Here is a 23,960-nt window from a genome sequence, read left to right as displayed (position 1 = left end):
CGCCATGTCCGATTTCACCGATGCGCTCACCGACAAGCACCGCAGCTTCATTGCGCGCCAGCCGATCTTCTTCGTCGCGACCGCGGCGGAGGAGGCGCGGATCAACTTGAGCCCCAAGGGCTATGACGCCTTTCGCGTGCTTGGCGACAACCGCGTCGCCTATCTCGACCTCGGCGGTTCGGGCAACGAGACGCATGCGCATCTCGTCGCCGATGGCCGCATCACCATCATGTTCTGCGCATTCGAGAACCCGGCGCTGATCCTGCGTATCTATGGGCGCGGCCGCCCGGTGCTGCCGCAGGATGCCGAGTGGGACGAGCTTGCCCAGCACTTCACCATGCTGCCCGGTACGCGGCAGATTTTCGACATTGCGGTCGACAGCGTGCAAACGAGTTGCGGCTGGGGCGTGCCGGTGATGCAGATGGAGCGTGAGCGCGAGACGCTCAAGAAAGCGCACCGGCAGAGCGATCCTCAAGCCTGGCTTGCGAAGACGGCGCGGCGCACGCGCTCGATCGACGGCCTTCCGACCACGCCGACCACGCGCTATTTCACCGATGTCGAGAGCTGATCCGGAATGAGCCTGAAGGCGATTGCCGAATATAGCGACCGGATCGAGGCGGAGATGGCGCGGCTGGCGCTCGCCGCCGAGGGGATCGACGCGCATATCTTCGACGGGGGCATGGCAGGCCTGGGCCTGGGGTTCATGACACCTGCGCGGATCATGGTGCTGCCCGAAGATGCGCAGCGCGCTCGCATCGTGCTCGAAAGGCAGGGCGACGCCTGATTGCAACGCAAAGCCCGATTGCATGGGCCCGCCGGTTTTGATAATCGCGCAGCCATGATCACACCGCCCGAAACCGTCCGCACCACCTCTGCCCGTGTCGCCTGCGATGGCGCCAGCGATATTCGCGGCGGCGCGGCGCTCGGCCATCCGCGCGTCTGGCTGCAGATCGACGAGAAGGGCTATGTCGAATGCGGCTATTGCGACCGCCGCTACGTTCTGATCGGCGGCCCGGCGGACGCACAGGAAGCCGCCTGATTCGCCAAGGCGCTCCGGCGTCCCGCGAATTTCCTTGCTATTTCGCGGGCTTTCCACCATATGCCGCTCCAAGCAGCGCGCCTTGGCACGGGAATCCTTCCCAATGCCCCTTATGAACCGGCAGCGTGAACTTCGTTCCAGCCGCGCCCCCAAGGCAGGCTGGCGATAGGCCGGGTCCTGAAACCCCGCTGCTCAATTCCGAACATCCCAATTCACGCGGGGCGTTTTCCTGAAGTTTCCGGAACCTTCCGGCGGCTTCTGAACCCCGCAATGCGCGTGCTCCCCATTGGGGCACCGGCGCGCGCCTTGCTCTTATTGAAGAGTACCTATGTCCTATTTTCATGAACTTGGCCTGGCCGATCCGATCCTTCGTGCGCTCGATTCGAAGGGCTATGATACGCCCACGCCGATCCAGCGCGATGCCATCCCCGCCTTGCTCGAAGGCCGCGACCTGCTGGGCATCGCCCAGACCGGCACCGGCAAGACCGCAGCCTTTTCGCTGCCCTCGCTGCATCACCTGGCCAAGGAGCCCAAGGGCCGCAGCCATCGCGGTGTGCGCATGCTGGTCCTGTCGCCGACCCGCGAACTCGCGGCGCAGATCGCCGAGAACATGCGCGTCTATGCGCGCTACCTGAACCTTTCGGTCAATTGCGTGTTCGGCGGCGTGCCGATCAACCAGCAGAAGCGCAAGCTGCAGGCGGGCACCGACGTGCTCGTCGCGACGCCGGGCCGTCTGCTCGATCTGATCGAACAGCGCGCGATCACGCTGGAAAATGTCGAGATCTTCGTGCTCGACGAAGCCGACCAGATGATGGACTTAGGCTTTATCGTGCCGCTGAAGCGCATCGCCTCGATGCTGCCCAAGCAGCGCCAGAGCCTGTTCTTCTCGGCGACCATGCCCAAGGCGATTGCCGAACTGGGCGCGCGCTTCCTCAACAACCCCGTGCGGGTCGAGGTCGCGCCGCAATCGACCACCGCCGAGCGCGTCGAGCAGTACGTGACCTTTGTCAGCCAGAGCGAGAAGCAAGCGCTGCTCACGCTCAAGCTGCGCGAAATCAAGCCCGAGCGCGCGCTCGTCTTCACCCGCACCAAGCATGGCGCGGACAAGGTGGTGCGCGTGCTGGCAGGCGCGGGCATCCGTTCGGCTGCGATCCATGGCAACAAGAGCCAGTCGCAGCGCACCGCCGCGCTCGCCGCCTTCAAGGACGGCGAGATCAAGGTGCTGATCGCGACCGATATCGCCGCGCGCGGCATCGACATCAATGGCGTCAGCCATGTGTTCAACTATGATCTGCCCAATGTGCCCGAGCAATATGTCCACCGCATCGGCCGCACCGCGCGCAACGGTGCCGACGGCATCGCGATCGCGTTCGTCAGCAATGACGAGCGGCCGCTGCTCAAGGACATCGAGAAGCTGACCAAGGTCAAGCCGGTGCCGATGCCGCTGCCCAAGGGCTTTACCGAGGCAGCCGCGCAGCTGCCGCCCCCGGCCAAGGCACCCGAGCGTCCCGCCCAGGGTCGCGGTGGCGAGCGCGGCGCGTCCGGCGGTCGCAACTATGGTCCCAAGCGCGATGGCGAAGGCGGCAATCGCCGTCGGCGTCGTCCCGGTGGCGGTGGCGGTCGTTCGGGTGGCGGTGGTCGTCCCGGCGGCGGTGGCGGCGGTGCCCGCGTCGGCGCGCATAAGGACAGCGTGAAGCGCGTGGGTTGAACCCCTGAAGCCCTCTCTCCTTCAGGGGAGAGGGTTGGGAGAGGGGCCTGCGATGCGCTAGCCCCTCTCAGCTCCGCCTAATCAGCCAGCTGATAAGGCTCCGCGTCTCTCCCCTGAAGGGGAGAGAGCATGATGGCTTCAAGCCGCACCCGCCCGGAACAGCATTGCATCGCCGTTCATGCAATAGCGCAGGCCCGTGGGCTTGGGCCCGTCCTCGAACACATGGCCGAGATGCCCGCCGCACCGCCTGCAGTGCACTTCGGTGCGCGGATAGCCGAGTAGGCGGTCGGTGCTGGTGCCCACCGCCCTGGGCAACGGCGCGTAGAAGCTCGGCCAGCCGGTGCCGCTTTCATATTTGGTCTTCGACGAGAACAGTGGCAGCTGGCATCCGGCGCACAGGAAGGTACCGGCGCGCTTTTCCTTGTTGAGCGGGCTGGTGAAGGGCCGTTCAGTCCCTTCCTGGCGCAGCACATAATATTGATCCGCCGTCAGCTGCTGCTTCCACTGCGCATCGGTCTTCGTGATCTCGAACTTGCCCTTGGCGCGCGCGGTGGCAGCGCCGAAGGAGAAGTTCGCAAGACCGAACAGCCCGAGGCCGGCGGCCCCGAGCAGTCCGGCGTTCAGAAATTCGCGTCGTTGCATCGTCACGTCCCCGTGTCATCGTCCGGCCCGTTACGCCGGTCAGGATGCCATAGTTACGCGCGCGCCGCCAACGCGGCTTCAATATTTGCTTAAAGACACCTGCATCGAGCGATAGCCGTGCACGAAGCATGCGCGCACGCGCACCGGCTCCTCGAGCACGTTCACCCGCATCCGGCGCTTGGCCATTTCCTCGAGCAGGATGGCGATCTGCAGCTCGGCGAGGCGCGCGCCGACGCAGCGGTGGATGCCATAGCCGAACGCAAGGTGCCGCCGCGCATTCTCGCGGTCGACGATGATCTTGTCGGCATCTTCGAACACGCTCTCGTCGCGATTGCCCGAGATGTACCACAAGGCGAGCTTGTCGCCCTTCTTGATGGTCTTGCCGAACAGGTCGTAATCCTCGAGCGCGGTGCGGCGCATATGCGCGAGCGGGGTCTGCCAGCGGATGATTTCCTGCACCGCATTGGGGATCAGCTCGGGGTTCTGCTCGAGCTTCTCGCGCTGGTCGGGGAATTGTTGCAGGCCATAGACCAGCCCCGACATCGAGTTGCGCGTCGTGTCGTTGCCGCCGACGATCAGCAGGATGAGGTTCCCCATGAACTCGAACTCGTCCATCTCGCTCATCGCGTCCGAATGGATCATCATCGAGATCAGGTCGGGCGTGGGCTCGGCGTTGATCTTGGCATCCCACAGCTTCTTGAAATAGGCGCCCATCTCGTAAAGGTGCTTGAGCCGCTCCTGGCGCAGCTCCTCGCTATGGACCAGCTCGATATCGCCCGCCCAGTCGGACCATTCGGTGAGCTTGCGGCGGTCCTCCCACGGGAAGTCGAACAGGATCGCGAGCATCTGCGTGGTGAGCTCGATCGAGACCTTGTCGACCCAGTCGAACGGCTGGTCCCAGGGCAGGCCGTCGAGAATTTCGGCGGTGCGGCGGCGGATATCGTCCGACATGCGCTTCATCTCGGTGGGCGTGAAGGCCGGGGCGACGGTGCGGCGCTGGCCGGTATGCTTGGGCCGGTCCATCGCGATGAACATCGGCATCACCAGTTCGGTGCCGTCGTCGATCCGGTCGGCGAGCGTGATGCCGCCATGTTCGTAGGACGAGGAAAAAATCTCGGGCAGGGCCTCGACATGCTGGATCGCCTTGTGGCTGGTGACGTTCCAGAAATTGCCAAACATGCCGTTTTCGGTCCAGTGGATCGGGTCCTGCGCGCGCATCTGGCGGAAGGGCTCCTGCCAGCGGTCTTCGACATACCAGCTGGCATCGCTCATGTCGTAATTCAGCGCGGCGCCGGGTTCTTTCAAAACGGTGGCCATGGCTCTCTCCTTCGATGCAACCCGGCCCGTCAGGGTCCGGTGCAATGTCGTCCGGGACCGGGGTTTGCGACGTCCCGGCAGGTGCCGCTTTCTCGCGGTCTGTCGGACGGAAGGTCTCACCTTGCTGACAGCTTTGTCAATAGGGTTTCGATCTGAAACCGATAAGGCGCCGTCGGGCGCCGACAAGCGTCTGGCGATGCACGCAAAAAAACGGCCGGGATGTCGCCATCCCGGCCTTGAGTTGTCAGTTCGCAGGAGGAACCTCTGGAGGTCTGCGGCGGGTGCTAGCTGGTCCCGCCGCAGACCAAGCTCGTGAAATCAGTAGTTATAGGCGCGCTCTCCGTGTTCGGAGATGTCGAGCCCGGCCTGTTCGACCTCTTCGGAGGGACGCAGACCGATGGTGAACTTGAGTGCGTAGAAGAGCACGGCGGAGACCAGACCCGACCAGATGATGGTGATGCCCACCGCCTTGATCTGGGTAATGACCTGCGCGGCCATGTCATATTCGCCAACGCCCGCCGGGAAGACGGTGTAGTCGAAAAAGCCCTGGCCACCGAGTGCGGGGTCGGCGACGATGCCGGTGCCGATCGCACCGATGATGCCGCCGACGCAGTGAACGCCGAACACGTCGAGCGAGTCGTCATAGCCGAGCTTGTTCTTCACCGTGGTGACGAAGAAGAAGCAGACGATCGAGGCGGCAAAGCCGAGCAGGATCGAGGTCATCGGTGCGGCCAGACCCGAAGCCGGGGTGATCGCGACGAGCCCTGCAACCGCGCCGGTGGCAGCCCCCAGCAGCGAGGGCTTCTTGTGGACGATCTGTTCGATCACGGCCCAGGCGACGGTGGCGGCGGCGGTGGCGACGAAGGTGTTGATGAAGGCGACGGCGGTCACGCCATTGGCTTCCAGGTTGGAGCCGGCGTTGAAGCCGAACCAGCCCACCCACAGCAGCGAGGCACCGATCATGGTCATCACCAGCGAGTGCGGCGGCATGGCTTCGGTCTTGTAGCCCAGGCGCTTGCCGATCACGAGGCAGCCGACGAGCCCTGCGATACCGGCGTTGATGTGCACCACCGTGCCACCGGCAAAGTCGAGCGCACCCATGCCCCAGAGCAGCCCGGTATCGGTCGGCGCATCCGGCAGGAAGTCCGGTCCAGCCCAGTACCACACCATGTGCGCGACCGGGAAATAGGCGAGCGTCAGCCACAGCACCGTGAAGATGATCAGCGGGGTGAACTTCACGCGCTCGGCAAAGGCCCCGACGATCAGCGCCGGCGTAATGCAGGCGAAGGTCATCTGGAACACCACGAAGGCGAGCTCGGGAATATAGACGTTGTTCGAGAAGGTGGCGGCGAAGGTGGTGCCGTCGACCCCCGCCAGGAAGGCCTTGGACAGGCCGCCGATATAGGGCGATCCGCTGGTGAAGGCGAGGGAATAGCCCCAGCTCACCCAGACGAGTGCGGCGACTGACACGATGGTCAGCACCTGCATCAGCACCGAAAGCATGTTCTTGGTACGCACCAGGCCGCCATAGAAGAGGGCGAGGCCGGGGATCGACATCATCAGCACCAGCACGGCGGAAACGAGCATCCAGGTGGTGTCGCCCTTGTCGACCATGCCCGCCATCTGCTCGGCGGTCGGAGCCTTGATCGGACCTTCGGCAACCGCCGTGACGGCCTCTTCGACCACTTCTGCAGCCGGGGCGGTGGTCGCAGCCCAGGCCTGGGCTGCGGTGAATACGCTAAGCGCTGTCGTTCCGACCACAGCGCCAATCTTGTGCAAAGGTTTCATCATTCCCCTTTCCCCTTACAGTGCCGTGTCGCCGGTCTCGCCGGTGCGGATGCGCGTCGCTGCCGCCAGGTCGAAAACGAAGATCTTGCCGTCACCGATGGAATCCGTGTTGGCGGCTGCCTGAATGGTTTCGACCACCTGCGGCGCGATATCGTCGCTGACCGCGATCTCCAGCTTCAGCTTGGGGACCATGTTGGTGGTATATTCGGCACCGCGATAAATTTCGGTCTGGCCCTTCTGGCGGCCGAAGCCCTTGACTTCGGTCACGGTCATGCCCGCGACGCCCAGGCTGGTGAGGGCTTCGCGCACCTCGTCGAGCCGGAAGGGTTTGATAATGGCAATGATGAATTTCATTACGCCCCCATTGGTTATTTTATTGCGGGGTTGGCCCCGTCACCGCAGCAAAGCTACGCAAGCCACGTGCCAAATGCTGGAATCGGGCGTTTCCTAATGAATCGCTAACCGCGTGACAGGCAGGCGCGCTCAAAATTTGTGCACATGCGAAGCGGTGCATAAAATTTAGGCAGCATTTGTGCTGCACCTGCACACATCACGGGCAGGTGCACCTTTCCCTTTGCGCTCGGTTGCCCGTGCGGCTAATCCGCTTTTCGTGACGGAAGCTGCCATATCGATCGACAATCTGCGCAAGCTCTATGCGGGTGCAGGCAAGGCCCCCGACAAGCTGGCGCTCGACGGCGTCAGCTTCGATGTTCCGCGCGGGCAGATTTTCGGCCTGCTCGGCCCCAATGGCGCGGGCAAATCGACGCTGATCAACATATTGTCGGGCATGGTCCGCAAGACCTCCGGGTCGGCGCGCATCTGGGGCTTCGACATCGATGCCGATCCGCGCAACGCCAAGGCCTCGATCGGCATCGTGCCGCAGGAAATCGTGTTCGATCCCTTTTTCACCCCCGCCGAGGCGCTCGAGCTGCAGGCCGGATTGTTCGGCGTGCCCAAGGCGGAGCGGCGCACCGCCGAGCTGCTGCGCGCGGTAAGGCTGGAGGACAAGGCCAATGCCTATGCCCGCACGCTCTCCGGCGGGATGAAGCGGCGGCTGCTCGTTGCAAAAGCCATGGTGCATTCGCCGCCGATCCTGGTGCTCGACGAGCCGACCGCGGGCGTCGATATCGATCTGCGCCAGCAGCTCTGGGACTATGTGCGCGAATTGAACCGCGCCGGGGTCACCATCGTGCTGACCACGCACTATCTCGAGGAAGCCGAGGAATTGTGCGATCGCATCGCGATCATCAACCACGGCAAATTGATTGCAAACAAGCCGACGGCCGAGCTGGTCGGAATGGCGCGCGAGAAGCTGATCGTGCTGACCCTCGACCAGGATGTGGCAGAGCTGCCGACCGATCCGGATTTCGACAAGGTCAGCAGGATTACCGACCGGGTGATCGAGATCGGTTACAGCAAGGACCGGCTCAACGCCGGCCAGGTGATGACCCGCGTGCGCGCCGCCGGATATGATATCGTCGACGTCTCGACCCGCGAGCCCGATCTCGAGGACGTGTTCCTCAACCTCACCAAGGCGGCGGCCTAGGCCATGGCGGGGGGCAAGGATCACGATGTCCTGATTATCGGATCGGGCGCGGCGGGGCTGACCGCGGCGCTGAGCCTCGCGCGGCATTGCCGGGTGCTGGTGCTCGCCAAGGGCGACATTTCGGGCGGATCGACCGCCTGGGCGCAGGGCGGCATCGCGGCGGTGCTCGAAGAGGGCGACACGTTCGAAAGCCATATCGAGGACACGATGGTCGCGGGCGCCGGGCTCAACCGGCGCGAGACGGTCGAATTCGTGGTCGAGAACGCTCCGGCAGCGATCCAGCATCTGGTCGATCTCGGCGTACCGTTCAACCGCAAAGGCGGCAGCGGCGACCATGCCGACGACCTGCACCTCACGCGTGAGGGCGGGCACAGCCATAGGCGCATCGTGCATGTCGACGATGCCACCGGCTGGGCGGTACAGCAGGCGCTCGAACGCGCGGCGCTTGCCAACCCGAACATCACATTGCTGCCCGACATGGTCGCGATCGACCTGATCGCCGACCGGCACCGCGTCTCGCCTGCGGGTGACCGGCGCATCTGGGGCGCCTATGCGCTCAACCGCGCCACTGGCCATGTCGAGGCGCTGACCGCGCGTGCGACGCTGCTGGCGAGCGGCGGGGCGGGGCGCACCTATCTGTTCTCGACCGCGCCGAGGGGCGCGACCGGCGACGGCATCGCCATGGCATGGCGCGCGGGCGCGCGCGTCTCGAACATGGAATTCATGCAGTTCCACCCGACCTGCCTGTACAATCTCGACGTCAAGAACTTCCTGATCACCGAAGCCGTGCGCGGCGAAGGCGGGCATCTGCTGATCCCCGAGACCGGCTATCGCTTCATGGGCGATTTCGACGAGCGGCTGGAACTCGCCCCGCGCGATGTCGTCGCGCGTGCGATCGACCACGAGATCAAGCGGCTGGGGCTCGATTACGTGCATCTCGACATCAGCCATCAGCCGCCCGAATTCGTGCGGGGCCATTTCCCGACGATCTACGACAAGCTGCTGGGCCTCGGCATCGACATCACCCGCGATCCGATCCCGGTGGTGCCCGCACAGCATTATACCTGCGGCGGCGTGCTGATCGATCTCAACGGCCGCACCGACCTGCCGGGACTCTATGCGGCGGGCGAGGTCAGCCAGTCGGGGCTGCACGGCGCGAACCGGCTTGCGTCCAACAGCCTGCTCGAATGTTTCGTCTTCGGCGATGCGGCGGCGAAGGACATTATCGAACATTGGGACGAGCTCGGCCCGGCACCTCAGATCCTGCCCTGGGACGAAAGCCGCGTCACCGATTCGGACGAGGAGGTCGTCGTCCAGCACAACTGGCGCGAGATCCGCCGCTTCATGTGGGATTATGTCGGCATCGTCCGCACCACCAAGCGGCTCGAGCGCGCGCGGCACCGGATCGAGCTGCTGCGCAGCGAGGTCGAGGAATATTACGGCAATTTCCGCGTCACCCCCGACCTGGTCGAGTTGCGCAACCTGATCGAGGTCGCAGACCTGATCGTCCGCTCCGCGCTCGAACGGAAGGAAAGCCGGGGGCTGCACTATAACAGCGACTATCCCGGCCTGCTGCCGGTCGCAGAAGATACCGTGCTGGTTCCCTGACCCCAATGCCCTCGCCCTTGATGGGGGGCTGGGTGGGGGTAACCGGGCCGGATGGTGCGGTCCTTGCGACTTGGCACCTGGCCGCGCCACCACCCTCATCGCTGCGACCAGCCAGCAAGCTGGCAAGTTTCGCTGCCTCTCCCATCGAGGGAGAGGCGAGAGCGCCGACATCTCCCCATTGCGCGGGGATTGGCACTGCTCATCGCGCCCAGCGCCGGGTTCGCCGCAAAAGCGGCCCGGCATGCGGAACCCGTGGCTAGACCGCTTCAGCGCGGATACATCTGTCAGTCCGCATGGTCGCCAAACCCGAAGATGCTGCTAGAAAGCCCTGCATGGTCGCCCGTCCGCTGGTCCTGATCCTCGCCACCGCTGCCTTGTCGGCATGCGTATCGACGCCGAAACAGGTCGCGCAGCCGCGCCCCGCGCCGCCTGCGCCTGCGCGCGTTCAGGCGGTGCCGCCGCCGCTCGCGCCGCGTGCGGCCAATGTCGTGCCGCAGGGGCTGCGCGACGAGCTGCAGGAACTGTGGCGGACCTTTCCCGGCAAGACCGGCATCGCGGTGCGCCGCATCGATGGCGACTGGGTGATCGGCCAGCGCGGCGGCGAGCTGTTCCCGCAGCAGAGCGTCTCGAAGCTCTGGGTGACGATGACCGTGCTCGAAAAGGTCGATCGCGGCGAGGTATCGCTCGATCAGGAAGTCACGATCACCGCCAATGACCTGACGCTGTTCCACCAGCCGCTCGCCGCGCGCGTGTCGCGCGAGGGTGTGGTGCGCGAAACGGTGCGCTCGCTGATCAACGAGGCGCTCACCGCGAGCGACAACAGCGCCAACGATGCGCTGCTGCGCACCGCCGGGGGCCCCGGCGCGGTGCAGGATTTCCTGCGCCGCAAGGGCCTTGCCAATATCCGCTTCGGACCCGGCGAGCGCCTGCTGCAGAGCTCGATCGCGGGGGTCGAATGGCGGCAGGAACTCTCGGCCGGGCGTGCCTTCCAGGCGGCGCGCGAGCGCGTCCCGCTCGACCGGCGGCGCAATCTTCTGTCGGCCTATGTTGCCGATCCGATCGACGGGGCGAGCCCCGAAGGCATTGTCGATGCGCTCGCGCGGCTGGCACGCGGCGAATTGCTCTCGCAGAGCTCCACCCGGCTGATGCTCGAAACGCTTGGCCGTACACGCAGCGGCCCAAATCGGCTGAAAGCGGGGGTTCCTGCGGGCTGGCAGTTCCTGCACAAGACCGGCACCGGGCAGGATCTGCCCCCGGTTTCGACCGGCTATAACGATGTCGGCATCATGACCGCGCCCGATGGAACCCGCTATGCCGTAGCGGTCATGCTCGCCGAGACCACGGCAAGCATCCCGGCGCGCATGCAGCTGATGCAGGCGGTGTCGCGCGCGGTAGGGCGCTGGCACCAGCGCTGATCGGCGCGCGGGGTAATCAGCGCTACCGCTCCACGAAACATTGTGTTATCCGAAGGGCGGGAGACATTTGTTTCGTTCGCCGCATCCGGCATTTGCGATTTGGGAATCGCGATAGACCGGGACGGCAGGAGAGCTGCGAACTCATGTCGTTCCCCCATTCCACCTGCCTGTCCAGGCCCGTCCTCTGACCGCCCCCCAGATGGTGGCATCACCTGCCGTTCCGCCGCGCGCCAATCCTCTGACCGATTCGGCCAGCTGGACCGCCATGCGCAACGCGTGCATCGCCGATCCGGGCGGCTTTCATGGCGATCAGGCGCGATCGTCGATCTGCTGGTATCTGCCTGATGAGCAGGCCTGGGGCTTTTTCGACCGCGACGCCGGTGCTTGGACCGGATGGGATGCAGCGACCGGCGAACCGCGCAGTCTCGACCTGCCCGCCGACTACACCCCCTGGGAACGCGGGCTCAATGCCGACAACCCTCCCAACTGGCGCTGGTTCGAGGGCGCCTTCACCAATAGCGGCTTTAACGAGGTCGACCGGCACGTGCTCGCCGGGCACGGTGCGGAGACCGCGCTGATCTTCGAGGGCGACCGCTGGAACATGTCGTCGGACAACGGCCGCGGCGGCCCGGTCGATTGCTACCCGGTCAGCCGCAAGGCGCTGATGCTCGAAGCTGCGAAATGTTCGCTGGCGCTGGCCGCATTGGGCCTCAAGGCGGGCGATCGCATCGCGCTCAACATGCCCTCGATCCCGGCGCAGATCTACTGGACCGAGGGCGCCAAGCGCGCAGGCATCATCTACACGCCGGTATTCGGCGGGTTCAGCGACAAGACCCTGTCCGATCGCATCGCCGATGCAGGCGCGCGAATCGTCATCACCGCCGATGGCAGCTATCGCAACGCGCAGATGGTGCCGTTCAAGACGAGCTATACCGATCCGGCGCTCGACAATTTCATCGGCGTCGGCACCGCGATGGCGCTGCTCGCCGGCGCGCTGGCCGATCCGGCGAACGAGGCCGATGACAAGGTGCGCGGTGCGATTACCGGCGCGGTGATGGAACTGCTCGACGGCGAGGTCACGGTCGAACGGTCAGACGTGATGCGCGGTGTCGGCCGGGCGCTCGACGATCTCGCCCAGGGCTCGGCGCTCAATGCCGCGCAGGCGGCGAACCTGCGCATGGCGATCGCGTCTGCCCTGGTCGATTCGCCGCCGCGCGTCGAGGCGGTGGTGGTGGTGCGCCATACCGCGCAGCCCGATCTGGTGTGGAACGCGCACCGCGACCATTGGAGCCATGACCTTACCGCCCAGGCGGGCGAGCAGATCCTCGAGGCTGCGCGCGCGCTCGGGCTCGACGTCGCCGATGACGCCGCATTGCTGGCACTCCCCGATGCCGATTTCGTGGCTGCTATCTGGTCGGTGTCGAGGCCGCTGCCGGTCGATGCCGAATATCCCAATTTCATCATCTATACCTCGGGTTCGACCGGCAAGCCCAAGGGCGTCGTGCACGTGCATGGCGGCTATTGCGCGGGTGTTGCGGCGACCATGCCGGTGGCGTTCGACGCCGCGCCCGGCGATGTCATGTTCGTCGTCGCCGATCCGGGCTGGATCACCGGGCAGAGCTATCTGATCGCAGGGTCCTTGCTGTGCCGGGTGACGACGATCATCACCGAAGGGTCGCCCGTCTTCCCGCATGCCGGCCGCTTCGCCTCGATCATCGAGCGGCACAAGGTGCAGATTTTCAAGGCGGGCGTCACGTTCCTCAAAAGCGTGATGCAGGATCCGGAGAATCTGAAGGACATCCAGGCCTACGACATGTCCTCGCTCAAGGTCGCGACTTTCTGCGCCGAGCCGACCTCGCCTGCGGTCCAGGCCTTCGCGATGGAGCATGTCACGCCCTGGTATATCAACAGCTATTGGGCGACCGAACATGGCGGCATCGCCTGGACGCATTTCTACGGCAATAGCGATTTCCCGCTGCGCCCCGACGCGCACACCTATCCGCTGCCCTGGATCGTCGGCGATGTCTGGGTGGAAGACCCCGATGCGCCTGATCTCGAATTCGGGCTGGAGCGCGAGGAGCCGGGCGGCGTGCCCTGGCGGCGCGCGAAGAACGGCGAGAAGGGCGAGATCGTCATCGCGTTGCCCTATCCCTATCTCACCCGGACCATCTGGGGCGATACCGACCAGTTCACGCTGGAACCGGCGTCGGGCGGCATCCGCGTCAACCCGCTCTGGCGCGGGGATGCCGCCCGTTACGCATCCACCTATTGGGGCCGGTGGAAGGGCACCTGGGCGTATACCCAGGGCGATTTCGCGATCCGGCACGAGGACGGGTCGTTCTCGCTCCATGGCCGGTCGGACGATGTCATCAACGTTTCGGGCCATCGCATCGGCACCGAGGAGATCGAGGGCGCGATCCTGCGCGACAAGACGCTCGATCCAGGCTCTCCGGTGGGCAACGTGCTGGTCGTCGGCGCACCGCATCGCGAAAAGGGGGCGACGCCGATCGCGTTCGTCACCACCATCGCCGGACGCAGGCTGACCCAGGACGATCGCCGCCGCCTGACCGACCTCGTTCGCACCGAAAAGGGCGCGGTCGCGGTGCCGCAGGATTTTCTCGAGGTCGCAGAATTTCCCGAAACCCGATCGGGCAAGTACATGCGCCGCATGGTGCGCGCGATCGTCGAGGGCGGCGATATCGGCGACACCTCGACGCTGCGCAATCCCGAGAGCATCGACGCGCTCAAGTCCGCCGTCGCCGCCTGGCAGCGCAAGCAGCAGCTCGCCGAGGATCAGGCGCTGTTCGAGCGCTATCGCTATTTCCTCATCCAGTACAACGATCTGGGCGATGGGCGCCGGGTCGCGACGGTCACCGTGACCAATCCGCCGGTCAATGCGCTCAACGAACGCGCGATCGACGAGCTGGTGATCGTGGTCGAGCATCTCGCGCGCAAGGACGATGTGATCGCGGTGGTATTTACAGGCCAGGGCACCGCCTCGTTCGTTGCCGGCGCGGATATCCGCCAGATGCTCGAAGAGGTGAACAGCGTCGAAGAGGCGGGTGTGCTGCCCAACAACGCGCAGCTGGCCTTCGCTAGAATCGAGAACATGGGCAAGCCGTGCATCGCGGCGATCCAGGGCGTGGCTTTGGGCGGCGGCATGGAGTTCGCGCTCGCCTGCCATTATCGCATCGCAGAGCCGGTGGCGCGCTTCGGCCAGCCGGAGATCAACCTCAGGCTGCTGCCCGGCTATGGCGGTACGCAGCGCTTGCCGCGCCTGCTCGCCGAGCGCCGCGCTGCCGAAGGCCTGCGCGATGCGCTCGACCTGATCCTCGGCGGGCGCGCGATCGGGGCGCAGGAAGCGCTCGAGCTCGGCGCGATCGAGCAGATTGCCGATGGCAGCGACGATGTGCTGAGCATGGCGCATGCGATGGTGCGCGAATATGCCCGGCACGGGGCGGAAAGCCCGCTGGGCAAGGCCTTTGCCGACCGCAAGGCGATGACCAAGCGCTGGGCCCATGCCGCGCATATCGATCTCGACGCGGTGCTCGAAGACGCCTTCCTGCAACGCATCCTCAAGCAGCTCGATTGGGCAGGCCGGGGCGAGGCGGGAAGACGCGCGCTCGATGCGGTGCGCACCGGCTGGACCCAGGGCATGGCCGCAGGCCTCAAGCGGGAAGGCGAGCATTTCGCCGAAGCGATCATCGATCCCGAAGGCGGCAAGACCGGCATCCGCCAGTTCATGGACAAGCAGTCGCCGCCGCTCCCCGTCCGCCGCAACGGCGTGTGGATCGACGACGAGCATGAGGGCAACAAGGCGGCGATGATCGCGAGCGGACAGCTGCTTGCCGTCGGTGCGCCCTTCTATCCGGGCGTCACCGCGATTCCGCCGAAACAGCTCGCCTTCGGCATCAGCCGCGACCCTGATACCGGCGCACCGCGCTTCGGGCCTCCGGCGAGCCATGAGCGCGAGCATATCGTGCCCGTGGTCGCGCCCGAGCCGAACGAGGCGCTCGTCTACATGCTGACCAGCGAGGTCAATTTCAACGATATCTGGGCGCTCACCGGCATTCCCGTCTCCCCCTTCGACGCGCATGACGAGGACGTCCAGATCACCGGATCGGGCGGGCTGGCGCTGGTCGCCTCATTGGGCAGCGAGGTGAAGGCCGAAGGCCGCTTGCGCGTCGGCGACATGGTGGTCGTCTATTCGGGCACCTCGGACCTGTTGTCACCGCAAGCAGGCGACGACCCGATGTTCGCAGGCTTCGCCATCCAGGGCTATGAGACCAAGACCGGCAGCCATGCGCAGTTCCTCAACGTGCAGGGGCCGCAGCTCCACCGCGTGCCGCCCGACCTGACGCTCGAACAGGCGGGCAGCTATGTGCTGAACCTGGGCACCATCACCCGCTGCCTGTTCACCACGCTGCAGATCGTGCCGGGCAGGACGATCTTCGTCGAGGGATCGGCCACCGGCACCGGGCTCGATGCGCTCAAATCGAGCATCAAGTCGGGGCTCAAGGCGACCGGCATGGTCTCGAGCGACAGCCGCGCCGCGTTCGTCAAGGAACAGGGCGCGGTCGGGGCGATCAACCGCAAGGACCCGCGCTTTGCCGGGGCCTTCACCCCCGTGCCCGACGATCCCGAAGCGGCGAAAGCCTGGGAGCGCGAGGGCGAGGGCATCCTCGAGGAATATCGCCGGATGAACGGCGGCAGGCTCGCCGATTTCGTCGTCAGCCATGCGGGCGAAAGCGCCTTTCCGCGCAGCTTCCAGCTGCTGGAGGAGCATGGCACGCTTGCCTTTTACGGCGCGTCCTCGGGCTATCATTTCAGCTTCATGGGCAAGCCTGGCAGCGCCGCGCCTTCGGACATGCTGGCGCGCGCACAACTGCGTGGTGGGGAATCGGTGCTGCTCTATTACGGTCCCGGCAGCCGCGATCTCGCCGATCCGCTGGGGCTGGAGATGATCGAGGCGGCGCGGCTGTACAAGGCGCGCACCGTCATCGTCACCACCACCGACGGGCAGCGCGAATTCCTCCAGTCGCTGGGGCTCGAGGAATCGGTCGAGGGGATCATCAGCCTGGAAGGGCTGAAGCGCCGTGATGCCGAATTCGTCTGGCCCGACAGCCTGCCGCGCCTGCCCGATGCCCGCGCTGATATCGAGCGGTTCAAGGAGGGTGTGCGCCGCTATCAGCAGCACACGATGAAGCCGTTCGGTACGGCGATCGGCAAGATTCTGGGATCGCCGGGCAATCCGCGCGGCGTGCCCGATCTGGTGATCGAGCGCGCGGGTCAGGATTCGCTCGGCGTGTCGACCTCGCTGGTGAAACCCTTTGGCGGGCGCGTGGTCTATGCCGAGGAGATGGCAGGCCGCCGCTACACCTTCTACGCCCCGCAGGTCTGGACGCGGCAACGCCGGATCATCATGCCCACCGCGAACATCTTCGGCACGCACCTGTGCAACGCGCACGAGGTGACGGTGATGAACGCCATGATCGCGGGCGGGCTGCTCTCGGTCACCGAGCCTTTGGTCGTCGACTGGGACGGCCTGCCGGAGGCGCATCAGGCGATGTGGGACAACCGGCACACCGGGGCGACCTATGTCGTCAACCACGCGCTGCCCGCGATGGGCCTGCGCAGCCGCGACGAACTGCTCGAATATTGGGCCAGCACATCCACCCTCCCCAGGGATTGACCCCAGCCAATCGCCCTGATCGGGCGTTTCAGGAGATAAAGACATGACGGCAGGCAAGGGCAGGGGCGCGAAGGTCGATCCCGCTGGCGGCAAGGCGGCAACGGGCAGGCTCGCGGGCAAGGTGGCCCTGGTCACCGGGGCTGCGGGCAATCTGGGCGGCGCGATCATCCGCCGTTTCATCGCCGAGGGCGCGACGCTGGTGATGACCGGACGCACCGAAGAGCGGCTGGCGGCGGCGAAGCAGGCCTTGCTCGACGAGACCGGAGTGGAGGAAGCGCGGGTGTTCACCGTGATCCTCGACGGGGCCGATCCGGACTCGGTGCGCGCCGGGATCGATCAGGTCAAGGCGGCGCTCGGCCGGATCGACGTTCTGGTCAACAATGCGGGCTCTGCCGGCCCACGCCAGACGCTCGAGAACGTCCCGCTGACCCGCGAGGAGATGACCGCGAACGGTGATACCGAAACCGTCGCCGATGCGATGCGCAACTTGCTGGGCGTCAGCTGGAACCTCACCCGCGCTGCAGCCCCGATCATGCCGGTCGGCGGATCGGTGGTGAACATCTCGACCATCTTCTCGCACACCCGCTATTATGGCCGTACCGCCTATGTCGTGCCCAAGGCGGCCTTGAATGCGCTGAGCCAGGAGCTGGCCAAGGAGCTCGGCGCGTCCGGCATCCGCGTCAACACCGTGTTCCCCGGCCCGATCGAGAGCGAGCGCATCCGCACCGTCTTCGCCGCGATGGACGCACTGCAGGGCGAGCCGGAGAACACCACCGCGAACCATTTCATGGGCCGCATGACGCTCGAACGCGCGGTCGGCGACGCGGCGAAGCAAAAGACGCTGCCCGTGCCCGGCGATATTGCCGATGCCTGCCTGTTCCTCGCCAGCGATGAATCGGCGGCGCTCAACGGCAACGAGATCGACGTGACCCACGGCATGCAGGTGCGCAAGGATTCGCGCTCGACCTATATGACGCGCCCGTCGATGCGCTCATTGGACGGAGCGGGCCTCACCGTGCTGATCGCGGCGGGCGAGGCGTGGGAAGATGCGCTCGAAATGGCGAAGATCCAGGCGGCATGCGGCGCACGCGTGTTGCTGGGCATGACGCGCCAGGTCGATGTTGCGCAGGCCGAGGCACGGGTAAAGGCGCAACGAGCGGAAGAGGGCCTCACCATCATGCGCTTCAACCGCGCCGAGCCCGAGGGCATGGAAGCGGCGATCCGCGCCTATTCGGACGCGCATGGCGCGATCCACAGCGCGATCGTGCTGCCGGTCAAGCCCGCCGGGCATTTCGGCGATTCGCTGGTCGAGGCCAGCGATGCCGAGGTCGATGCGCTGATCGATGTCGAGCTCACCGGCACCATCGCCATCGCGCGCACGCTGCGCCGCTACTGGAAGGGCCGAACCGATCTGATGCAGGACCCGCGCTTCGTGTTCATGTCCGGCCCCAGCGACGGCAAGGGCAACAAGGCGGGCCGCATCCTCACCGCCGCGATCGCGCAGCTCATCACCATCTGGCGCGATGAATCGCGTGTCGACCTAGCGCAGGGCCGCCAGAAGCGCGCCGCCTGGGGCAACCAGATCGTGCGCTATACCAACGAGGAGGACGAGAACACACGCTTTGCCGCAGGCCATGCGACGCGCATCGTCTTCAAGGAACAGAAGATCACCGAGACCTCACTCTACCTTCCCGCCAATATCGGCGAGGAAACGGGCGCGCGCCGGGCGATGCTGGGCTTTGCCGAGAACATCACCGGGCTGCATCTGGGCAAGGTGGCGATGATCACCGGCGGATCGGCGGGGATTGGCGGCCAGGTCGCGCGGCTGCTCGCGCTTGCGGGCGCCAAGGTGATGATGGTCGCGCGCCGCGCCAGCGAGCTCGAGGCCGCGCGCGAACGGATCGTCGGCGAACTGCAGGATGTGGGTTTCTCAGGCGTCGAGCGCCGGGTCAAGATCATGGCCGATGTCGATGTCAGCGATTTCGATTCGCTGCGCCGCGCGGCGGATGCGACCATGGCCGAGTTCGGGCGGATCGATTACCTGATCAACAATGCCGGCGTCGCAGGCGCGGAGGACATGGTCATCGACATGAGCCTCGACATGTGGCGCTGGACGCTGGACGCGAACCTGATCAGCAATTACCTACTGATGCACTATGTCGTGCCGATCATGAAGCGGCAGGGATCGGGCTATATCCTCAACGTGTCGAGCTATTTCGGCGGCGAGAAATTCCTCGCCGTCGCCTATCCCAACCGTGCCGATTATGCCGTGTCCAAGGCGGGGCAGCGCGCGATGGTGGAAAGCTTCTCGCGCTTTCTCGGCCCCGAAATCCAGGTCAACGCGATCGCACCCGGCCCGGTCGATGGCGACCGCCTCTCGGGCACCGGCGGCAAGCCCGGCCTGTTCCTGCGCCGTGCGCGGCTGATCCTCGAGAACAAGCGGCTGAACGCGATCTATGCGGCGGTGATCGAATCGATCCGCGAAGGCGCGGAGGTACCGCATGTGCTTGGTCGTCTGGCGCGCAACGATACCGGCTATCTGAGCCACGACCGCTCGACCCCCGATCCGCTTCGGCTGCTGTGCCTCGAACTCGCGCGCGAGGGCGACGGCATCTGCACCTGGGACCGCTATCTGCTCACCCCCGATATTGCCGGCCGTCTGCTGATGCGGCTCGCTTCTGCGGGCTATCTGCTCGCGCATGACGAATGGCAGCAGCGCAGCGCGAGCGCCGAAGGCCGCACCGGCTGGCTGCTGGCATTGCCGCCCGACGACATGCCGTACCTGCCGCAAGAGCGCATCGGCAAGGAGGCGGACAAGGTGGGGCGCGGCGTACTGTCGCAGCTGCATCTGGGCGCAATGCCCAAGGAAAGCGAGGTCGCGCAGGCGACGGTCTTCTACCTTGCCGATCGCGCGGTGAGCGGCGAGACCTTCATGCCCTCGGGCGGGCTCAGCGTCGAACGCTCGTACACCGAGCGCGAGATGTTCGGCAGCCCGAAGCAGGAGCGGCTCGAGCAGATGAAGGGCAAGACCGTGTGGGTGATCGGCGAGCATCTCGCCGATTATATCGCCGAGACCGCCAACCATCTGATCGGCGGGCTGGGCGTGGCAAAGCTGGTGCTGCTCACCCGCAGCGAGGCCGGCGGCGCGAGCGTGCTCGCTCTGCTCGACCAGGAGATCGCCGACAAGGTCACCGTGCGCGTGTGCGGCGGCGATGTCGAAAGCGCGATGGACCAGGCGCTCACCGATTTCGGCCGCCCCACCACGGTCGTCTCGACCCCGATGGCGGGCCTGCCCGACCGGCTGTTCGAGGAAGGCGCGATGCTCGAGCCCGAGGAGTTCCGGGAGCTGTGCGAGGAAAACCTGACCCAGCATTTCCGCGTCTCGCGCAAGGCCTCGCTCTATGACGGCTGCCAGCTGGTGCTGGTCTCGCCCGACGTGCCCTTCGGCCAGAGCGGCCCGGCGTTCGCGCTCGCCAATTTCGTCAAGACGACACTGCATGCCTTTACCGCGACGCTGGCGGTGGAGAACGAGCGGCTGGTGCATGATGTGCCGACCAACCAGATCAACCTGACGCGGCGGGTGCGTTCGGAAGAACCGCGCAACGCGGTGGAGCATCAGGAAGAGCTCAAGCGCTTCGCCCGCGCGGTCCTGCTGGTCGGCGCCCCGCTGCCCGATGCGCAGGATTCGCGGTACAGGGCGCGGATCTACAGGGGTACGTCGATGACGGTGTGATTGTGGTGTAATACTTTTTGGTATATCGTGGCAGCCCTGTACCACCACGAGGCTGAACATGGCACGCAACACCTCCGTGACGATCGGAGATCATTTCTCCGGCTTCATCGCCGAGCAGGTTCGGACCGGTCGCTATGGCTCGGCCAGCGACGTGGTCCGCGCCGGTTTGCGATTGCTCGAAGAGCATGAGGCCAAGGTGCGTGCCTTGCAGGAGGCGCTGATCGAGGGAGAGCAATCCGGCGAGCCGCGCCCGATCGACTTCGAGTCTCTGAAGGCGCGCAAGCGGGCGGAGCGCGCCGCGCGGTGAGATCGCTCGTCTTCCTGCCTGCTGCGGAAGCCGATATCGAGGCCATTTGGGACTATAGCGCAGACCATTGGGGCGAAGATCAGGCGGATCGGTACACCGATGATATCCGCAAGCTGTGCGAGGCATTGGCGCGGGACGATAGATCAGGCAGGCCGGTCGATGTTCGTCCCGGATTGCTGAAATGCAGGATGGCATCGCACATGATCTATTTCCGCAGCGAGGCCGAGAGGATCGTCGTCGTTCGGGTTCTGCACGGTGCCCAGGATGTGGAACGGAATTTGTAGCGGTTGTCCATGGCGTCCCTCGACTTCGCTCGGGACAAACGGACGGGGGCAAGGCACCTTGCCAACGTTCCGAGTTCCCGAGCGACGTCGAGGGACCTGTGCGCCGATGGTCGCGAGAAGTCGCAGCCTCAACCCCCGCCTACCAGATAAAGACTGCGCCCATGCGCCTTCAGCCAGCGGTCGGCGGACTTGCGGTCGCCTTCGAACAGGTGGTCGAGCCAGGCGTAGAAATCCGGGCTGTGGTTCATATGCTTGAGGTGCGCGACCTCGTGCGCGACGACCGAGCGGCGGACCATGTCCGGCGCAAGGATCAGCCGCCAGTTGATGCGGATGGTGCCGTTCGCCGAGCAGCTGCCCCAGCGGCGCGCGGCGCTGCTGAGCGCGAGCGATGGCGTCGCGATGCCCGCGCGGGCGCAGTAATCGGCGAGATCGGCAGTGCACAGGCGCTTGGCTTCGGCCTTGAGCCAGCGGGTGAGGCGCGGTTCGAGCGTCTCGCGCGCACCACCGACGTGGATGGTGGCGTCGGAAGCGATGACCGTGCGGCCATGCGCGGCGTCCCAATCGATCCTGTGTGGCTGCCCGCGATAGGGGATGACCGCGCCGGGCTCGATCGGCGTGCTAGTGCCGGCGCGCGCAAAGCTCGCCTCGATCCAGTCGGCCTGGGTGCGGGCAAAGGCGATGCCCTCGCCGAGCCGGGCGTGGCGAGGCAGCGTCAGCAGCAGTGCGCCCCTGGCCGGATCGGTGCGCAGCCGGATGGCGCGCGCGCGGGGGTGACGGCGAACGACCAGCGCATAGTCGCGGCCGTTGATGGTCAGGCGTTGCGGTGCTTGCGGCGCGGCGGGCTTTCGCAGGAGAAGGCGGGCTATGGGCATAGGCGGATCGCCCTCACCCTTCCCACGCCTGGCGGCGCGGGCCCCTTCCCTCTCCCGATGGGAGAGGGAGGGAGGCGCGAAGCGCCGGAAGGGTGAGGGTGATCGGTCCGATCACAATTCGCTCTCGATGATATGGTTTTCGATGGGACCTGCATGCACCTCCGAAATCACCCGGCCGATCACCGAATGCCCGCCGGCGTGCATCGCGGCAGCGCTGCCGGTGCGCAGATGGTGCCAGTCGGGCAGCGGCAGGCCGTCGGCGCGCAGGCGATAGGCGCAGGTCGAGGGTAGCCAGGCGATCGAGCCGACATTGCCCTGGGTCAGCCGCAGGCAATCGGGCACCAGCGCGCGCCGGTGGCGATAGTCGGAACAGCGCGCGGTGCGCGTGTCGAGCAGGCGGCAGGCGACATTGGTGGGGTAGATATGCCCCGTATCCTCATCCTCGACCTTGTGCAGGCAGCATTTGCCGCAACCGTCGCACAAGGCCTCCCATTGCGCGCGATCGAGGCTCGCCAGTGGCCTTTCCCAGAAGGGGGTCAGCTGGTCCATTTGTCGATTTCGGCAGCGATCGCTTCCGGGCTTTCGTCATAGGGCAGCAGCGCGATCGGCTCGCCCTGCTTGCCCATCAGATAGGCCTGGCGGCTGTGATCGACCAGATAGGCCTTGGGATCGGGTCCGGCGGGCTTTTGCGCCTTGTACATGACGAGATAGGCGTCGGCGACCGCCTTGATCTGTTCAGGCGTGCCGGTGAGGCCGATCAGGCGCGGGTGGAAGGCGCTGACATATTGCTTGAGCACCGCAGGCGTATCGCGCTCGGGATCGATGGTGATGAAGATCGGCTGGATCGCCTTCGCACGCTCGGGCTGGGCCTTTTCGAACCTGGCAAAACCGGCGGCGATCTTCTGCAGATCGACCGGGCACACATCGGGGCAATAGCTGTAACCGAAATAGAGGATGCGATATTTGCCCGCAAAATCGCTGTCCTTCACCGTCTTGCCGTCCTGATCGGTCAGCGTGAACGGTCCGCCGATCTTCGCGCCATCGAGCGGGGCTTCGGGCTTGGTAGCGGTGCTGTCGCACGCGGTCAGGGACAGCGGAAACGCCAGGGCGAGCGCGGCGGCGAGGGCGGGAAAAAGGGATTTGTTCATGACAGGTTCGTCTCTGCTCTGCTATGCAGGCGCTTTCAAGGGGGCATTGCGGTCGGCAGCTCCACTGGCCGCGTTCCCGATGCCAGCATATCAAGGATCATGGACCCTGTGACACCCCGAATGAACCGTTTTTCGCGCCTGTGGTCGGCAGTTCTGGCCTTTGCGCTGCTCTTCCCCGTTGCTGCCCAGGCCCAGTTTTCGGACAGCTACAATTTCTTGAAGGCCGTGCGCGAGCGTGATGGTGACAAGGCGACGCAGATGCTCAACGAGCCGGGCAGCACCATCGTCAACACCAAGGACATTACCAGCGGCGAGACCGCGCTGCACATCGTCACCGCGCGGCGCGACCTGACCTGGATGGGGTTTCTGCTGCAGCGCGGGGCGAACCCCAATGCGCGCGACAAAAACGGGGTGACGCCGCTGATGCTGGCAACCAATCTGCGCTTCGTCGACGGTGCCGAAACGCTGCTTGGCCGCAAGGCCCAGGTCGATGCGACCAACAATTCGGGCGAGACCGCGCTGATCCGCGCGGTGCAGCTGCGCGACCTCGCCATGGTTCGCCTGCTGCTCAAGAACGGTGCCAATCCCGACAAGCAGGACACGATCGCAGGCCAGTCCGCGCGCGATTATGCCAATGGCGATTTCCGCAACCCGCAGATCCTCGAGGCGATCACGTCGAGCGACAAGGACCGCAAGGCGGGCACCGACGCACCCAAGGTGTTCGGTCCGACGGGGTAAACCAAAATCCTCCCCGAGCTCGTCTCGGGGAGGGGGACCGCCGACCAGAGGTCGGGGGTGGAGGGGAAGCGGGATGGCATAGCGGCTCGTTGTACGCGCGCACCCGCTGCCCCTCCACCCCCC

General features: G+C 65.6%; 19 protein-coding genes. 12 read left to right on the top strand and 7 right to left on the bottom strand.

Annotated features, from left to right (window positions below; translation table 11 throughout):
- Window positions 1-4: 4 nt before the first annotated feature.
- The 4 genes from AX725_RS02505 to AX725_RS02490 all read left to right on the top strand — a co-directional run bounded on the left by AX725_RS02505 (window position 5) and on the right by AX725_RS02490 (window position 2,747).
- Entirely contained in the window at window positions 5-568 is a 564-nt protein-coding gene (locus AX725_RS02505) for a pyridoxamine 5'-phosphate oxidase family protein (RefSeq protein WP_060979357.1), read from the top strand.
- A 6-nt stretch (window positions 569-574) separates the two neighbouring features.
- The gene (locus AX725_RS02500) at window positions 575-784 is read left to right on the top strand and encodes a putative signal transducing protein (protein WP_060979356.1); all 210 of its coding nucleotides are present in this window, start codon (window positions 575-577) and stop codon (window positions 782-784) included.
- A gap of 54 nt (window positions 785-838) precedes the next feature.
- Window positions 839-1,039, top strand: a complete 201-nt coding sequence (locus AX725_RS02495) for a zinc-finger domain-containing protein (RefSeq protein WP_060979355.1) — start codon at window positions 839-841, stop codon at window positions 1,037-1,039.
- Between the two features lie 328 nt (window positions 1,040-1,367).
- Window positions 1,368-2,747 carry a DEAD/DEAH box helicase gene (locus AX725_RS02490; RefSeq protein ID WP_060979354.1) on the top strand — a complete coding sequence of 460 codons (1,380 nt, stop codon included), beginning with the start codon at window positions 1,368-1,370 and terminating at the stop codon, window positions 2,745-2,747.
- 138 nt (window positions 2,748-2,885) lie between these two features.
- Here the strand turns inward: AX725_RS02490 and msrB are convergent, their stop codons facing one another.
- From msrB to AX725_RS02470, 4 genes are all read right to left on the bottom strand, one after another.
- Window positions 2,886-3,389 (bottom strand): peptide-methionine (R)-S-oxide reductase MsrB, encoded by a 504-nt coding sequence (gene msrB / locus AX725_RS02485; protein ID WP_060979353.1) that lies wholly within the window; start codon window positions 3,387-3,389, stop codon window positions 2,886-2,888.
- 78 nt (window positions 3,390-3,467) lie between these two features.
- Window positions 3,468-4,706 (bottom strand): cytochrome P450, encoded by a 1,239-nt coding sequence (locus AX725_RS02480; RefSeq protein ID WP_060979352.1) that lies wholly within the window; start codon window positions 4,704-4,706, stop codon window positions 3,468-3,470.
- Window positions 4,707-5,024: 318 nt separating this feature from the next.
- A complete protein-coding gene (locus AX725_RS02475) occupies window positions 5,025-6,494 on the bottom strand; it encodes an ammonium transporter (protein ID WP_081096891.1) in 1,470 nt (489 codons plus the stop codon).
- A 15-nt stretch (window positions 6,495-6,509) separates the two neighbouring features.
- A complete protein-coding gene (locus AX725_RS02470; protein WP_023839107.1) occupies window positions 6,510-6,848 on the bottom strand; it encodes a P-II family nitrogen regulator in 339 nt (112 codons plus the stop codon).
- A gap of 256 nt (window positions 6,849-7,104) precedes the next feature.
- Between AX725_RS02470 and AX725_RS02465 the strand changes: the two genes are divergently transcribed.
- The 7 genes from AX725_RS02465 (at window position 7,105) to AX725_RS02435 (ending at window position 21,079) form a co-directional block, all read left to right on the top strand.
- Window positions 7,105-8,040 (top strand): ABC transporter ATP-binding protein, encoded by a 936-nt coding sequence (locus tag AX725_RS02465; RefSeq protein ID WP_060979351.1) that lies wholly within the window; start codon window positions 7,105-7,107, stop codon window positions 8,038-8,040.
- A gap of 3 nt (window positions 8,041-8,043) precedes the next feature.
- Window positions 8,044-9,648, top strand: coding sequence for an L-aspartate oxidase (nadB, locus tag AX725_RS02460; protein ID WP_060979350.1), 1,605 nt, complete (start codon window positions 8,044-8,046; stop codon window positions 9,646-9,648).
- Window positions 9,649-9,980: 332 nt separating this feature from the next.
- Window positions 9,981-11,063, top strand: coding sequence for a serine hydrolase (locus AX725_RS02455; protein WP_060979622.1), 1,083 nt, complete (start codon window positions 9,981-9,983; stop codon window positions 11,061-11,063).
- Between the two features lie 199 nt (window positions 11,064-11,262).
- A complete protein-coding gene (locus tag AX725_RS02450) occupies window positions 11,263-16,755 on the top strand; it encodes an AMP-binding protein (RefSeq protein ID WP_060979614.1) in 5,493 nt (1,830 codons plus the stop codon).
- A gap of 43 nt (window positions 16,756-16,798) precedes the next feature.
- The gene (locus AX725_RS02445) at window positions 16,799-20,488 is read left to right on the top strand and encodes an SDR family oxidoreductase (RefSeq protein WP_060979615.1); all 3,690 of its coding nucleotides are present in this window, start codon (window positions 16,799-16,801) and stop codon (window positions 20,486-20,488) included.
- 58 nt (window positions 20,489-20,546) lie between these two features.
- Window positions 20,547-20,795 carry a type II toxin-antitoxin system ParD family antitoxin gene (locus AX725_RS02440; RefSeq protein WP_060979616.1) on the top strand — a complete coding sequence of 83 codons (249 nt, stop codon included), beginning with the start codon at window positions 20,547-20,549 and terminating at the stop codon, window positions 20,793-20,795.
- Complete coding sequence (locus tag AX725_RS02435) at window positions 20,792-21,079, top strand: type II toxin-antitoxin system RelE/ParE family toxin (protein ID WP_060979617.1); 288 nt, start codon at window positions 20,792-20,794, stop codon at window positions 21,077-21,079. Before AX725_RS02440 ends, AX725_RS02435 begins: the two co-directional genes overlap by 4 nt.
- Before the next feature lie 128 nt (window positions 21,080-21,207).
- On the opposite strand, the gene AX725_RS02430 is transcribed toward AX725_RS02435, so the two are convergent.
- The 3 genes from AX725_RS02430 to AX725_RS02420 form a co-directional block, all read right to left on the bottom strand.
- Window positions 21,208-21,951, bottom strand: coding sequence for a M48 family metallopeptidase (locus tag AX725_RS02430; RefSeq protein WP_060979618.1), 744 nt, complete (start codon window positions 21,949-21,951; stop codon window positions 21,208-21,210).
- 111 nt (window positions 21,952-22,062) lie between these two features.
- Window positions 22,063-22,500, bottom strand: a complete 438-nt coding sequence (locus tag AX725_RS02425) for a YcgN family cysteine cluster protein (protein ID WP_060979619.1) — start codon at window positions 22,498-22,500, stop codon at window positions 22,063-22,065.
- Complete coding sequence (locus AX725_RS02420; RefSeq protein WP_060979620.1) at window positions 22,488-23,099, bottom strand: SCO family protein; 612 nt, start codon at window positions 23,097-23,099, stop codon at window positions 22,488-22,490. The genes AX725_RS02425 and AX725_RS02420 overlap by 13 nt, the downstream gene beginning before the upstream one ends.
- 120 nt (window positions 23,100-23,219) lie before the next feature.
- On the opposite strand from AX725_RS02420, the gene AX725_RS02415 reads away from it, so the two are divergent.
- Window positions 23,220-23,837, top strand: a complete 618-nt coding sequence (locus AX725_RS02415; RefSeq protein WP_208598055.1) for an ankyrin repeat domain-containing protein — start codon at window positions 23,220-23,222, stop codon at window positions 23,835-23,837.
- The last annotated feature ends 123 nt before the right edge of the window (window positions 23,838-23,960 follow it).

This window comes from Blastomonas sp. CCH9-A1 (assembly GCF_001557175.1).
Classification (GTDB): domain Bacteria; phylum Pseudomonadota; class Alphaproteobacteria; order Sphingomonadales; family Sphingomonadaceae; genus Blastomonas; species Blastomonas delafieldii_A.
The sequence above is the reverse complement of the archived record's forward strand: the minus strand, read 5'-3'. Positions and strand labels throughout refer to the sequence as shown.

Excerpts from the sequence above, each read along its gene's own strand:
- AX725_RS02445 (WP_060979615.1), top strand. The coding sequence starts at position 16,799 with ATGACGGCAGGCAAGGGCAGGGGCGCGAAGGTCGATCCCGCTGGCGGC.
- AX725_RS02480 (WP_060979352.1), bottom strand. The coding sequence starts at position 4,706 with ATGGCCACCGTTTTGAAAGAACCCGGCGCCGCGCTGAATTACGACATG.
- AX725_RS02470 (WP_023839107.1), bottom strand. The coding sequence starts at position 6,848 with ATGAAATTCATCATTGCCATTATCAAACCCTTCCGGCTCGACGAGGTG.
- AX725_RS02440 (WP_060979616.1), top strand. The coding sequence starts at position 20,547 with ATGGCACGCAACACCTCCGTGACGATCGGAGATCATTTCTCCGGCTTC.
- AX725_RS02490 (WP_060979354.1), top strand. The coding sequence starts at position 1,368 with ATGTCCTATTTTCATGAACTTGGCCTGGCCGATCCGATCCTTCGTGCG.
- msrB (WP_060979353.1), bottom strand. The coding sequence starts at position 3,389 with ATGCAACGACGCGAATTTCTGAACGCCGGACTGCTCGGGGCCGCCGGC.
- AX725_RS02450 (WP_060979614.1), top strand. The coding sequence starts at position 11,263 with ATGGTGGCATCACCTGCCGTTCCGCCGCGCGCCAATCCTCTGACCGAT.
- AX725_RS02420 (WP_060979620.1), bottom strand. The coding sequence starts at position 23,099 with ATGAACAAATCCCTTTTTCCCGCCCTCGCCGCCGCGCTCGCCCTGGCG.
- AX725_RS02475 (WP_081096891.1), bottom strand. The coding sequence starts at position 6,494 with ATGAAACCTTTGCACAAGATTGGCGCTGTGGTCGGAACGACAGCGCTT.
- AX725_RS02455 (WP_060979622.1), top strand. The coding sequence starts at position 9,981 with ATGGTCGCCCGTCCGCTGGTCCTGATCCTCGCCACCGCTGCCTTGTCG.
- AX725_RS02425 (WP_060979619.1), bottom strand. The coding sequence starts at position 22,500 with ATGGACCAGCTGACCCCCTTCTGGGAAAGGCCACTGGCGAGCCTCGAT.
- AX725_RS02415 (WP_208598055.1), top strand. The coding sequence starts at position 23,220 with ATGAACCGTTTTTCGCGCCTGTGGTCGGCAGTTCTGGCCTTTGCGCTG.
- AX725_RS02505 (WP_060979357.1), top strand. The coding sequence starts at position 5 with ATGTCCGATTTCACCGATGCGCTCACCGACAAGCACCGCAGCTTCATT.
- AX725_RS02430 (WP_060979618.1), bottom strand. The coding sequence starts at position 21,951 with ATGCCCATAGCCCGCCTTCTCCTGCGAAAGCCCGCCGCGCCGCAAGCA.
- AX725_RS02500 (WP_060979356.1), top strand. The coding sequence starts at position 575 with ATGAGCCTGAAGGCGATTGCCGAATATAGCGACCGGATCGAGGCGGAG.
- nadB (WP_060979350.1), top strand. The coding sequence starts at position 8,044 with ATGGCGGGGGGCAAGGATCACGATGTCCTGATTATCGGATCGGGCGCG.
- AX725_RS02495 (WP_060979355.1), top strand. The coding sequence starts at position 839 with ATGATCACACCGCCCGAAACCGTCCGCACCACCTCTGCCCGTGTCGCC.